The organism is Pseudomonas brassicacearum, assembly GCF_009601685.2.
In the GTDB taxonomy this organism is placed as follows: domain Bacteria; phylum Pseudomonadota; class Gammaproteobacteria; order Pseudomonadales; family Pseudomonadaceae; genus Aquipseudomonas; species Aquipseudomonas kilonensis_B.
In genome coordinates, this window is record NZ_CP045701.2 from 6,490,808 (window position 1) to 6,504,398 (window position 13,591).

Below are 13,591 nucleotides of genomic sequence, written 5' to 3' on the forward strand. Positions count from 1 at the left end.
TCAGGCCATGAACTCATGGCCTGCCAAGCACCGATTACTCCGGTTTCGGTCTCATCTCGCCGAACGATTTAAGCGATTGGCGCGTGACCCCATTCCTCAGGTACTGCCATGCCCAGTCCGGCACGGCCATATAACCTTCCAGATACAACGCAAAGTTCAAACGGGTATGCCCCAGGCGATCAGTTGGGAAGTCGAAGCTGTACAGATACTGTTGGGCGCGGCTTTGGCCCATGCTGAACAGCTCCATGACAATGCGATTCGCGCGCTCCTCTTCACTTGTGAGATTGCTTCTTAATGCTCGCACGAACTCCAGCGCAGAACGCAGTACGCCGGGGCGACTGAGCGTGCGTTGAATCGCCGAATCACTGAAGTGTGACCCGATCATATCGTCCCAGATTCGCACCGCGTGACTGCTTGGCATCTGTTGAAGCGAACGCCTTAGGCCAGGAGTATTGAACAGGATGTTCACCCTGGTATTGGAAGGTGATTGCCCTGGGGCACTGAATAACTCCACCAACGCTGCTTGATCTCCTTCTCCAGCGGTGGCCTGCGCGTTGCCCATGAACTTCCAAAGCTGTGTCAGCGCGTCTTGATGCGTGACGATGTTTTGCAGGTTAGTGTCATCGAACAGTCGCATCCAGTGGATATCAATATCGTTTTGCCTGACCACTTCTGCATAACGAGTGTCTGCATATTCGGCGATGATCCGCAGTCGTTTGTCCGAAAGCGCCGGATTACGCAGCCACCTCGCCACGACACTCACAGGCAGCATGCCATCGAGGTTGGATGAAACCACGAAGGAGCGCAGAAGGATGTGTGCCCGCTTCAACAACTCAGGAAAACGTTCGAGGGATGCCAGCAGCAGGTCGCGAGTGTCCTCGGCCCTTTCGTAATAAATATACTGGTCCATCAGCTCCGCATCATCATCGACTAGCCTGCCCGTTTCGCGATGGAATCTCAGTTTTACCAGGTCCAGATCGTTGCGATCCACCAGATAGGCCCCCTCGAGCAACGCCTCAAGCTGATCATCGTCGAGATGACCATGGGTGGCCTGATCGAACATCACATAGGCCGCCCTGTTCTTCGGATGATGATCCGTCAACTCCCGGGCCTTGACCCCATACTCGAGCATGATGTGCATCACCCCTTCAGAGAGCCGAATGTATTCGTTATTGATCAGTTCGGTGACCTGGCGGTCTTCAAGGCGCCCTAGCAGGGTATCGACGAAAAACCGCCGTAGGGTTTGCTCCTCTACGGTGTAGAACGGCGCGCTGCTAGGCATGAGCTGCTGCGGAGACCTGGACGACAAACGGCGCCCGATTTCCTGCAGAATCTCGGGAGGCAGGTCGGCTTGCTGCGCCGAAACCAGCGTCCTGCGGCCGACATTGTTTACGTGCAGCGCCAAGAAATCCTGAGTCGGTTTAAACAAGCCGTGGGGGTTCGGTCCCCCATAGATGATCCGGGTGAGATCGGACATTGCCGCCTCGTCCAACAAGTCGTCCAGCCAGGGGGCATTTTCAAAAAGCGCTTGCTGGACCCCGGAAGCTTGCGACACCACATATTGATTCAACTCGGGATGCTGATCGATGTAGTCAGCCGCTGCGTTGCGCAACCCCTGCATCGAGAAAGTCGCCTGCGCTTGACCTTCATTCAGCCCACGGGCAACGGCATTGAAAAAACAATCACCGTCGCCAGGAATCTCCACGACACGATCCCCCAGAATCAGGTTGTAATGGTTCTGGGCCGAGCGCCTCAAGACAATATCGGTACTTGACTGACCCGGGTGATAGCCCATGGGATAGACGCTTTCAGCCTGGCCCGGCGTAAAGCGTACCGACCAACTCCGGTGTGCGGTTATCTCATCAACGATCAGCAAGCTGCGATTCTGCGGCCAACTTGGAAGACGAGTGATGATCGCCGGGACCAGCTCCATGACTTGAGTGTCCCAGATGCCGGGTGTGCGAATCGAGTGGGAAACCGCTGATGACGATACCTTGGGTTTCGAGGGACCTTGTTCGGAAGGTGCATTGGCAGGCCGCTTACCGCCTCCTCGTCCAAAACCTACGGCTCGCCACTCGCCATTGGGCATCCGTGCCACGGTACTTCTCATGACGCCGCTGGAACGGATGCTCGATCCTGTCACCGGGTCGACAAGGGTCGCTTCGGTAGCCGTCAACTTCGTGTGATCGTGCACCCGGAACACAGTCCCATCGGGTTGGCGCACGAACACCGGCCGATGGACGCTACCGGTAATATCATTGTTCACCGCGGGACGATAAAAGCCTTGGGCATCGGCGGCCACACCCTGTATCAACGAGGTGTCCGTCACGGCGTATCGTCGGTAGAGCGCCTCCTCCAGGGGCAGCCCAACGAGCACTTCGTCCTGGCTTTGGCGAGCTGTCACCGCCAGGAAGGAGGATTGTCCCCGCACTGGAACCGTCACACCCGCCATCCCTCGTCCGCCATAATTTGCCACCCTGTGCAAGAAAACCAGGGTCGTCAGGTTCATTGGGATCGAGCCGGTCCTGACGATCAACAGGCCTGTCTTGATCGCACTTCCAAGTAGCTGGAAACCGGGTATCAGGAGCATGCCGGCCAGGTCCATGAAGACTTCCATCGCCACCATCACAATCCTGGCCGACGTCTGGCGCTGTACATCCTGGTTGCTGTTGGAGCGGTGATCGGCGTAAGCCCTATGGAAGTTGAGGTGCGCTTTGTGAAAGAACTCAAGCAGATCGTTGGGAATCAACATGCCCCGGGTCAACGGTTGGCCACGTTGTTGCCCCAATACGCGTTTTACTTCTTCAGGATCGGTGGTACTGATGCGTGATCGGAAGTACGCCTGCCACTGCTCTTGCTGCAAAAGCCCGGCGATACCATCGCCCAGGCTGGAAAACTCATACAGGTCCTGCCCCTCGGGGCTGTCCGGAAAATAAGCCCCCACGGTTCCCTTGATATCCGGGCCGTCCTGATCTGAAAAAATCAGGGCGCCATCAACACTGACCGCATTGCCCATCGTTCCATGCTGCCCTCCGGCGCCCAAACTCCCCCCCAGCAACAGACCGTACGCATGAACCCGTCGCCCCTGGACGAGGGCACGTGTCTGTGGGAGAGGCGATTGGATAATCGCGTCCAGCCAGAGCCCAAGCAGCTTCCTGGGCTTGGGCGGTTTGAAAGTGCTGTCAAATACAGTGGCCTTGAATACCTTACTCCCCCCAAGTTCAGCCTCGTACGCTTTGAGTTTCATGTTGGCCAAATACGCCGCCTGCCAGGCTGTCTTGTATTCAGGCTTATTCATTTTCTCCTTGAGGTAAGTTTCATAACTGCCACCGGCGTCGATGCGCCTCGCCATCCTGGCGACCTCACCCCCCGTCAAAAGAATCAGGAAGCCGCTGGCCGGGTGTCGAATACGATGGCCATCCGGATCGGCAAGGTAGACGGCCACCACTTCCCTCATGGCGTTCGGATATTGAAGCGGGCGCAGATTCTCCAGCATCAACTCGGTCAGGCTGCAAATACGCGACTGCCTTGGGTTGGCGCTCTTGCCGTAGGACAGCGTGACCAGGGTCTTGTCCGAATCGGGGTTTATGCCGGGGTGAACGGTGAGTTGCAGGTATTGTTTGACCTTCTGGCGGGTGAACTGCCGCAATGTCTGGAGATCACGATTGCTGAGTTTATGGACGGCCTCCAATACGCGGTTTTCCAGACGGCGGCAGTTGGATTTTTCCGACCGGTTTGCGGTTTTGTAGAAAACGGGGCGGCTGTTTTCCACCAGGGTTTCCTGGCGCCTGGCCAGCGGCCCGGCGAGCGCCAAATTGGGCAAAGCCAAGGCATCTTCAACCTTCAGCGCAAAAGCCGCCAATGCGAGCGCCTCGTTTGCTGGTGCATTCAGCACCGCGTCCAGTGCGGTGCGTTGGCTCTGCAGCAGATCATCCGCCGCCACGTCAAAAACTGACCCGGACACCTCAGAAGAAATATCCCGGATCCCACGCTTTTGCCCCGCGAAGGTTGGGCTTACTTGATTGACCAGGTCCTGGAAAGATTCGAATCGTTGGAATCCTCCTTCCAGCGAGTACAGGAACAAGGCGTTTCGATCCATGCGTTTGATGACCATCGCAGCGGGCCATTTCTGTGGTTTCGCTGTGCCCATGTCGAGCATGACGCAATAGACATGGGGGATGGGCGCCCGCATCAAACGACTTCTGTGCGCCATGGAAGGATGTGTGGTGATGAGATTCAGCAGTCGGTCTTCTTCATTCTGCTGGGTTCGTGCCTCTTGGTTTAACTCAATCGCCGGGTTGCGATCGACCTTGTACAAATCCAAAAGATGCAGGTATCGCCGGGACAGGAGATGGGAAAGGATTTCTTCAGTCGTCGACGGTGTGGGCGTATCGAGCAAGTCGCTGTTTTGGCTTTTGCCAAAGGCCGCCAGATCGTCACGCAACTGACGCTTCAAGTTGTCATTGGCTGTAGGTTCGACGATATAGAACACCGACTCCATGATGGCTGGAATTTTCGCGCCTAATGGGCTGGCGAATAAGCTGTCGCTTTCCTCCACCGAGTCCGGACGACTGAAGAAACCCACGCCACCGGATTTGTAGTTCGCAGGCGTATTTGTCGCCAAACAATCCAACATAACCTCAGTAAAGCTCTGAGAGGACGTCAACGAACGGCCACCGAGCGAGTCCACGGCAAAATGGTTTACGTAGCAATGATCGGGATCGATATCGGGTAGCGGTGAGGTGCGAAACTCTTGCTCGGGAATCTTTACCTTGATTCGGCTGACCAGCAGATTCTTGAGCGCCGTGTCGAACGTCGGATGACCGGCAAACAGACGCGCCAATTGCGTCTGATTGGTATCCAAAAGCCTCAGTTGTCTGATTTGTTCTTTTTCATGGGCGCCGAGCTGAGCGCCCTCGCTATCCATGGCCGGATAAGTGACTTGAACCTGTGCATCGTCGATAAGGCCCCATTGACCTGATCGCTGATCGGCGAATTCATGTTGAAACTCAGCCTCGTTGAACAACAAATGGGTGGGTTTCAGAGATACGCTGGCAGGATGGGGCTTGGCGTCAGGTTCATTCGCAGAAGAGACAGTCATTTCAGGTGTCCGATTGTGAGTAGGACACAGACCCTATCGCGCCGCTCCAGCGCAAATGACATACATACGTATAGGATTGGCTTCGGGATTTACAAAAAAGCGTAAGCCGGAATGTCAGCGAAATCCCAAGAACCGTGGCGAGGGAATTTGCTCCCCGGCCACGGTGATTTCCTCAGGTTCAGGCCAGCTGTTGCGCCAACACCGCAATATGCTCCGGCCCGATCCCGCAGCAGCCGCCCAGGTGGCTGGCCCCGCGTTTTTGCCAATCCGCCGCCCACTGGAGATAGCCTGGCGGATCGAGGTCTTCGCGCAGCGGATCGAGCCCGTCGTTGGCCGTCGCTTCCTTCGGTTGCGGCGGGAAGGCGTTGGCGTAGGCACCGATGTGGACCTTCACGCCCAGGCGCGCAAAGGTGTCCCGTGCGGCATCGATGGCCGCGCCGATCACTTCCGGCTGGCTGCAGTTGAACAGCAGCACTTCGACACCCAGTTCGGCCGCCACCGCCGCAGCATCCGCCACCGGTTCGCCGGAACGCAGGCGCGGCACTTCATCGGTGTCTTCGTCTTTGAGGGTGAACGACAGCCAGAAGGGCTTGCCGTCCTTCGGCAACCCGGCGTGAATCGCCCGCGCTTCGACCGTCGAGCTCTGGGTCTCGGCCAGCCACAAGTCGACATGAGGCGCCAGGCCATTCACCAGGGGCGCGAGCAATTCACTGGCGCGGGACGCGTCGAACAGATCCGGCCGATAGGAACCGAACAACGGTGGCAGCGACCCGGCCACCCGTACCGCTTTGCCCGAAGCGTGCACCGCCCGTTGCGCCAACTCGCCCGCCAGTGCGGCCAGGGCCTGGCCTTCTTCGGCGAAACGCGCCTCGCCAATATGAAACGGCACCACGGCATAGCTGTTGCTGGTAATCACGTTGGCGCCGCTGGCGATGTAGGCCGCGTGCACAGCCTCTACCGCCTGGGGCGCTTCGCTCAAGGCCAGGGCCGACCACTCGGGCTGTCGAAACGGCGCGCCCCGGCGTTGCAGTTCGCGGCCCATGCCGCCATCGAGAATGACTGTCGTTACTGCGCCCATATGCGATTCACTCATAAGCTTATGAAAAATACTCACTACCGGAGTCGTTCTTATAACTATTTAATACGCACCATTCGGTGAACCACAACTTATTTTTCTATCAGGGCCCTCCCATGAAATTACAACCACTGCTGGCCCTGGGCCTGACTCTGCTGGCCGCCTCTTCGCAAGCATCCGCCGGCGCCACGCTGGATCGCATCGAACAGAAAAAAGAACTGGTCGGCGTGCTGATGGAAAGCTATCCACCCTTCTCGTTCCTGAATGATCAGAACCAGCTCGACGGTTTTGACGTGGACGTCGCCAAAGCCGTGGCGCAGAAATTGGGCGTGAAGCTGCGCCTGGAAACCCCGTCCTGGGACGTGATCGCGGCCGGCCGCTGGAGCGGGCGCTATGACATCTGCATCTGCTCCATGACGCCGAGCAAGGCCCGCGCCGAAGTGTTCGATTTCCCGGTGCAGTACTACGCTTCGCCCGCGGTGATCGTGGTCAACGCCAAGGACGACCGTATCCACGGCGCCAAGGACTTGAGCGGCAAGAAGGTCGGCCTGACCAGCGCCTCCAGCTACGAGAGTTACCTGAACAAGAACCTGGTGATCGAAGGCGCCGAGGATACCCAACTGAGCTACCCGTTCGAGGACGTGCAGATCGCGCCGTACGACACCGACAACGTAGCGTTCCAAGACCTGGGCCTGGGCGCCGGGGTGCGTCTGGACGCGGTGCTGACCAACCTGGTGACCGCACAGCCGCGCCTGACTGAAGACAAGCGCTTCAAGCTGGCCGGCGAGGCGCTCTACTCCGAGCCGAACTCGGTGGCCATCGAAAAGGGCGATGCCCAGTGGGACAGCAAGGTCCGTGAAGTCTTTGCCCAGTTGAAACAGGACGGCACGTTGAGCAAACTTTCGCAAAAATGGATCGGCGCCGACATTACCCAATGACTTCTTTTCCACCCCCGCAGCCACCGCCACCGGTGGCTGAGTCACGCCTGCAGAAAATCTTCGGTTTTCGCACCCGGCTGTACCTGACCTGGGCGGCCATGCTGGTGCTGTTCGCGAGTTTCTTCCTGAGCTTCGACCTGAAGTTCTCCATCATCCTCGACAAACTGCCGAACCTGCTGGGCGTGCACCTGGCGCCCAATGGCTTTTTGCAAGGCGCAATGCTGACGTTGTTCCTGTGCCTGTGCTCGATCGTCGCTTCGTCATTGCTGGGCTTCATCACCGCCTTGGCGCGGCTGTCCAGCAGCGCGGTGGCGTTCGGTATGGCCAGTTTCTATGCGTCGTTCTTTCGCGGCACGCCGTTGCTGATCCAGATCCTGCTGATCTACCTGGGCCTGCCTCAACTGGGCGTAGTCCCGGGCGCCGTCGCCGCCGGGATCATCGCCCTGTCGCTGAACTACGGCGCCTACCTGAGCGAAATCTTCCGCGCCGGCATCCTCGGCGTCCCCAACGGCCAACGCGAAGCGTCCCTCGCCCTGGGCCTGGGCGAAACCGTGATCTTCTGGCGCGTCACCCTGCCCCAGGCCATGCGCACCATCATCCCGCCGACCACCAACCAATTCATCTCCATGCTCAAGGATTCTTCGCTGATCTCGGTGATGGGGGTTTGGGAGGTGATGTTTCTGGCGCAGTCTTATGGTCGTTCCAGCTATCGCTATATTGAAATGCTGACTACGGCGGCGATTATTTACTGGTTGATGTCCATTGCGTTGGAGCTGATTCAGGCGCGGATGGAGCGGTATTATGGGAAGGCTTATCTGAATAATCGTTGAGCTAGGGTGGTCTGGGAGGCCGTAAAGCTATTCCGTGGATTGGTGTGTATATCCATTGCTGCGGTAACGGATATACACACCAGCCAATCCGCCCCCCCCAAAACGGCGCTTTCCATTTCTGAAAGGGTTGTAGGGCAAAGCTTCGAACCATGAAAGCCAACGAGACAACACGCTGATCGCAGCACGAGCGGCCTACACATTTCATCCGCCGAATCTTTCCTGTGACGGGGAGATGGCTGGCATCGCCGCCCAGGGTGAAATTTTTAAAGTGCGACCTCCGTCATTAGAGGTCCCATTCGATGCCTACCCAACACACATACCTGCCCCAACATCTTGCGCTGGCAATCGCCTTGGCGCTTGGTTGTGCCGATGTTTCGATGGCTCAGCAACCTACCGATGTCCCCACGACTGCCGAGCTGCAGGAGCGTCTCAAGGCGTTAGCAGAAGCTCCAGATACCAAACTTCACAATGTCGACAAACCTCGCAAAGCTGGCATGAAACTGACCAAGGCCAACGACTTGGTCAACGTCAGTGCAAATGCTGCGTTCGGCGGGATGGTTGATGGAGGTGCCGGTACCAACGTGTTGCGATTGGACGCCGCCGTGCACTCAAAATTGGCTGATACCCGTAACTTTCTGGCCTTGCACGTCACGAAAGGCGAATGGGAGCACATCGCAAGCTTCACTGGCTGGGGAGTGATCGAACCAAAAACCAAATTGATCAACACCGGCCTTATCGACGGACAGATCGGAGTCCTCGGTGAGTTTGACAACAAGGGGGATGTTGCAAATAACGTGATTGTCGAGCCGGGGGCTCGTATGGCGAATACTGGAACAGTGACCGGCCGAGTAGATGTTCGAGAGAATGCAACGTTCAGCGGCTCCGGGACAGTGGGTTTGCTGAACGTAGAGGGTCAGTTGGAGGTAGGCCTTGAAACGGGTGCCCCCTTAGCCAGGGAGCTGTCTCTTTCCAAAACTGCCGTACTGATCTACGGCGTCGACGAAGACGGTCGTAGTTCGACGATCAATGTTGACGGCACCGCGCGCTTGAACAACGCGACGCTGAAGATCGTCGGTGTACCAGGCAAGTACATTGATGCTAAAGAACATACCGTCATCAAAGCAGGGCAGATCGTCGGTGAATTCGGGATGGTGATCAGCGAGCTAAAATTCATGACGGCGACACTGCACCCCACTGCGACGCAGGTCAGCCTGACCTACGCGCGCAACGCTGTTCCAATCGAAGCGGCAGCGATCTCCGATTACGGGCGAGCGATTGCGACCAGTATCGAAGAACCGCAACCGATCAAACCAGCCACCGAACCCAACGCCGCTATCAATGCCCTGCTCGGCAGCAACCTGATCACCGCCGCCAATGCTCTCGACCAATTGAGCGGCTACGACACCGCCGACCTCGGCAACGCCACCCTGAGCAGCGTCGCGCCGATCCGCAGCGGAATGCTTTCAGCGATGAGCCGTAATCACCCGACCGGTGAATATGACAACGGCCAGGTCTGGGTCCAGGCCATCGGCAATAGCGGCAGCCTCGCCAAACAGCTGGGCAGCTATGCCCTCAAACACTCGACAAAGGGTTTGATGCTGGGAACCGACTGGGCTGTCAGCCCCGATTGGCGGCTCGGCATTATCGGCAGCAAGACCCAGACCCGGCTGGACAGCTATCAGTTCGACGGCGCGCTCGACAGTTGGCTCGTAGGTGCGTACGCCTTACGCCAGGACGGGCCGCTGGCGCTGCGCCTGGGTGCCGTCCATGGCAATCATGACGGCAGCACCAAACGCCACGTCGCCTTCAACGGGTTCAGGGATCGCCTGAAGGGCCGTTACGATGCCACGACACAGCAGGTCTTCGGACAGGTCGGCTACAACCTGGATATCGTTCATTTCGATATCGAGCCCTACGTCCAAGTGGGCTACCAACGCTACCAACGCGATGCCTATACAGAAAAAGGCGGGGACGCTGCGTTGCAGTACAACGGCCAGGCACAGGAACACTACAGCAGCGACCTCGGCCTGCGCCTCGCCCGTACCTTCGCGCTTGACCAAGGCATGCGCTTGACGCCGCGCCTGGATGTCGGCTGGAAGCACTTGTATGGCAACGTCAAGGGCAGTTCCCATCAACGCCTGGTCCGCGGGGGCAACACCTATATCATCGAAGGGGTCGAGCTGGACCGTGACAGCCTGCTCCTGAAAGCCGGGCTGGACCTGGCCGTTTCACCACGGCATACGCTGGGGCTGAACTATCGCGGCGAAACGGGACAGGACAACCGCAACGGTGCGCTGATGGGCCAGTGGCGAATGATGTTCTGACAGGCAAAAAAAAAGGGGAGCACATGCCCCCCCGAGGTTAAAACGTTGTATCGAGGCTGTTTAGTCAGCCTTCGATCTCGATCAGGATCTCGCCCGGATTGACCCGGTCGCCCTTGGCTACATGAATCGCGGTGACCTTGCCGGCGATGGCCGCCTGCACTTCGGTTTCCATCTTCATGGCTTCGGTGATCAGCACTGCTTGACCGGCCTTGACCACGTCGCCTTCCTTGACCAGCACATCGACGATGTTGCCCGGCATGGTGGTGCTGACATGGCCCGGCGCAGTGGCTTGCTTGCGCTTGCTGCTGCCGCCGCCGACGAATTCATTGAGCGGTTCGAACACAACCTCTTCCGGCATGCCATCGATGGACAGGTAGAAGTGACGCTTGCCTTCGGCCTTGACGCCCACACCGGTGATGTCGACGCGATAGGTTTCGCCGTGAACGTCGATGACGAACTCGGTCGGTACACCTTCGCCGCCCACCGAGCCCACACTGCCGGCCTCAGGGATTGGCAGCAGCACTTCAGGGGTCAGGGTGCCGGCATCGCGTTCTTCGAGGAACTTGCGACCGATGTCCGGGAACATCGCGTAGGTCAGTACGTCCTCTTCGGATTTGGCCAGCGCACCGATTTCACCGCGCAGCTTGGTCATTTCCGGCTTGAGCAAATCGGCCGGACGCACGTCGATCACCTCTTCGCCGCCGATGGCCTGGCGACGCAGCGTCTCATTCACCAAACCCGGCGCCTTGCCGTAGCCACCCTGCAGATAGAGCTTCACTTCGTTGGTAATGGTCTTGTAGCGCTCACCGGCCAACACGTTGAAGAACGCCTGGGTGCCGACGATCTGCGAAGTCGGGGTCACCAACGGCGGGAAACCGAGGTCCTCGCGCACGCGCGGGATTTCCGCCAGCACTTCGCTCATGCGGTTCAGTGCGCCCTGCTCTTTCAACTGGTTGGCGAGGTTGGAGATCATCCCGCCCGGTACCTGGTTGACCTGGACGCGGGTATCCACGGCGGTGAACTCGCTTTCGAACTGGTGGTACTTCTTGCGCACGGCGTAGAAGTACAGGCCGATTTCCTGCAACAGCTCCAGGTCCAGCCCCGTGTCGAATTCGCTGCCTTTAAGGGCCGCGACCATCGACTCGGTGCCCGGATGGCTGGTGCCCCAGGCGAAGCTTGAGATCGCGGTGTCGATGTGATCGGCACCGTTTTCGATAGCCTTGAGCTGGCACATTGCGGCCAGGCCGGCGGTGTCGTGGGAGTGGATGAACACCGGCAACGATTGCTCGGATTTCAGCGCTTTGACCAGTTCGCCAGTGGCATAAGGGGTCAACAGACCGGCCATGTCCTTGATCGCCACCGAGTCGCACCCCATGGCCTCCATCTGCTTGGCCTGGGCCACGAATGCGTCGATGGTGTGCACCGGGCTGGTGGTGTAGGCAATGGTGCCCTGGGCATGTTTGCCGGCAGCCTTTACCGCTTCGATGGCAACGCGCAGGTTACGCACGTCATTCATCGCATCGAAAATACGGAACACATCGATGCCATTGACGGCGGCCTTGGCCACGAACGCCTTGACCACGTCATCGCTGTAATGGCGGTAGCCCAGCAGGTTCTGGCCGCGCAGCAGCATTTGCAGACGAGTGTTGGGCAGCGCCGCGCGCAGTTGGCGCAGACGCTCCCACGGGTCTTCCTTCAGGAAGCGCACGCAGGCGTCGAATGTCGCGCCGCCCCAGACTTCCAGCGACCAATAGCCGACTTTGTCGAGCTTGTCGCAGATCGGCAGCATGTCTTCGGTGCGCATGCGGGTGGCGAGCAGCGATTGGTGGGCGTCGCGCAGGATTGTGTCGGTAACAAAGATCTTCTTGGACATGGTCATACTTCCTTACAGGCCTGCGTGGGCGGCAATGGCGGCGGCGATGGCCAGGGCCAGCTCTTCGGGTTTGCGCTTGATCGAGTAGTTGGTCAGTTCAGGGTGGCTTTCAACGAAGCTGGTATTGAACTGGCCGCTGCGGAATTCCGGATTGCGCAGAATCTCCTGGTAATACGCGGCGGTGGTCTTGACCCCCTGCAGGCGCATGTCATCCAGGGCCCGCAGGCCACGGTCCATCGCTTCTTCCCAGGTCAACGCCCAGACCACCAGCTTGAGGCACATCGAATCGTAGAACGGCGGAATGGTGTAGCCGGTGTAGATCGCCGTGTCGGTGCGCACACCCGGGCCGCCAGGGGCGTAGTAGCGGGTGATCTTGCCGAAGCTGGGCAGGAAGTTGTTTTTCGGGTCCTCGGCGTTGATGCGGAACTGCAACGCAAAGCCACGGTGCTGGATGTCTTCCTGCTTGACCGACAGCGGCAGCCCGGAGGCGATGCGGATCTGCTCACGAACAATGTCGATACCGGTGATTTCTTCGGTGATGGTGTGTTCCACCTGCACCCGAGTATTCATCTCCATGAAGTACACCTCGCCTTCGGCGAGCAGGAACTCCACAGTGCCGGCATTTTCGTAGCCCACGGCCTTGGCGGCGCGCACCGACAGGTCGCCGATGTAGGCGCGCTGCTCGGGGGTCAGCTGCGGGCTCGGGGCAATTTCGATCAGTTTCTGGTTGCGGCGCTGGATCGAGCAGTCACGCTCAAACAGGTGCACCACGTTGCCGAAACTGTCGCCCAGGATCTGCGCTTCGATGTGCTTGGGATTGACGATGCACTTTTCCAGGAACACTTCCGCCGAACCGAACGCCTTGGTGGCTTCGGAAATGACCCGAGGGAAGGCCTGTTCGAGTTCTTCGCGGCTGTTGCAGCGACGAATACCCCGACCGCCACCACCAGACGTAGCCTTGAGCATGACCGGGTAGCCGATCCGATCACCTTCGGTCAGCGCTTCTTCGATGCCCGCTACGTTGCCTTCGGTGCCTGGCGTGACCGGCACACCGGCCTTGATCATGCTGCGGCGCGCCTCGGTCTTATCGCCCATGCGGCGAATGACTTCTGCCGAGGGGCCGATGAATTTGATTCCGCGTTCGGCGCAGATGTCTGCCAGTTCGGCGTTTTCCGAGAGGAAACCATAGCCGGGGTGCAAGGCATCACAACCGGTTTCCACCGCCAGGTTCACCAGTTTGCGCGGGTTCAGATAGCCGGCCAGCGGATCGGCGCCGATGCTGTGGGCCTCGTCCGCACGCTTGACATGCAACGCATGGCGGTCCGCGTCGGAGTAGACCGCGACCGAGCGAATGCCCATCTCGGCGCAAGCGCGCACAATGCGGACGGCAATCTCACCACGGTTGGCGATCAAGATCTTTGTTATCAATTGGAGGTTCCCTTGAGCCGGT

At 58.7% G+C, this 13,591-nt stretch carries 7 protein-coding genes; 3 read left to right on the plus strand and 4 right to left on the minus strand.

The window, feature by feature from the left end; genetic code table 11:
* Positions 1-34 precede the first annotated feature (34 nt).
* A complete protein-coding gene (locus tag GFU70_RS28275; protein ID WP_153389121.1) occupies positions 35-5,101 on the minus strand; it encodes an OTU domain-containing protein in 5,067 nt (1,688 codons plus the stop codon).
* Between the two features lie 178 nt (positions 5,102-5,279).
* Positions 5,280-6,179, minus strand: coding sequence for a homocysteine S-methyltransferase family protein (locus GFU70_RS28280; protein ID WP_058544332.1), 900 nt, complete (start codon positions 6,177-6,179; stop codon positions 5,280-5,282).
* A gap of 113 nt (positions 6,180-6,292) precedes the next feature.
* Here GFU70_RS28280 and GFU70_RS28285 point away from each other — a divergent pair, with 113 nt between their 5' ends.
* The 3 genes from GFU70_RS28285 to GFU70_RS28295 all read left to right on the plus strand — a co-directional run bounded on the left by GFU70_RS28285 (position 6,293) and on the right by GFU70_RS28295 (position 10,268).
* The gene (locus GFU70_RS28285; RefSeq protein WP_058544344.1) at positions 6,293-7,114 is read left to right on the plus strand and encodes an ABC transporter substrate-binding protein; all 822 of its coding nucleotides are present in this window, start codon (positions 6,293-6,295) and stop codon (positions 7,112-7,114) included.
* The gene (locus GFU70_RS28290; RefSeq protein ID WP_058544331.1) at positions 7,111-7,944 is read left to right on the plus strand and encodes an amino acid ABC transporter permease; all 834 of its coding nucleotides are present in this window, start codon (positions 7,111-7,113) and stop codon (positions 7,942-7,944) included. Before GFU70_RS28285 ends, GFU70_RS28290 begins: the two co-directional genes overlap by 4 nt.
* 299 nt (positions 7,945-8,243) lie before the next feature.
* Positions 8,244-10,268, plus strand: coding sequence for an autotransporter domain-containing protein (locus tag GFU70_RS28295; protein WP_153389122.1), 2,025 nt, complete (start codon positions 8,244-8,246; stop codon positions 10,266-10,268).
* A gap of 64 nt (positions 10,269-10,332) precedes the next feature.
* Here GFU70_RS28295 and oadA read toward each other — a convergent pair whose 3' ends face one another.
* Together oadA and GFU70_RS28305 are read right to left on the minus strand one after the other, a co-directional pair.
* Entirely contained in the window at positions 10,333-12,141 is a 1,809-nt protein-coding gene (oadA, locus tag GFU70_RS28300; RefSeq protein ID WP_058544329.1) for a sodium-extruding oxaloacetate decarboxylase subunit alpha, read from the minus strand.
* A gap of 12 nt (positions 12,142-12,153) precedes the next feature.
* A complete protein-coding gene (locus GFU70_RS28305) occupies positions 12,154-13,569 on the minus strand; it encodes an acetyl-CoA carboxylase biotin carboxylase subunit (RefSeq protein ID WP_003187105.1) in 1,416 nt (471 codons plus the stop codon).
* Positions 13,570-13,591: the final 22 nt, after the last annotated feature.

Coding starts and splice junctions, on each gene's coding strand:
- GFU70_RS28275 (WP_153389121.1), bottom strand. CDS start 5,101: ATGACTGTCTCTTCTGCGAATGAACCTGACGCCAAGCCCCATCCTGCC.
- GFU70_RS28280 (WP_058544332.1), bottom strand. CDS start 6,179: ATGGGCGCAGTAACGACAGTCATTCTCGATGGCGGCATGGGCCGCGAA.
- GFU70_RS28285 (WP_058544344.1), top strand. CDS start 6,293: ATGAAATTACAACCACTGCTGGCCCTGGGCCTGACTCTGCTGGCCGCC.
- GFU70_RS28290 (WP_058544331.1), top strand. CDS start 7,111: ATGACTTCTTTTCCACCCCCGCAGCCACCGCCACCGGTGGCTGAGTCA.
- GFU70_RS28295 (WP_153389122.1), top strand. CDS start 8,244: ATGCCTACCCAACACACATACCTGCCCCAACATCTTGCGCTGGCAATC.
- oadA (WP_058544329.1), bottom strand. CDS start 12,141: ATGTCCAAGAAGATCTTTGTTACCGACACAATCCTGCGCGACGCCCAC.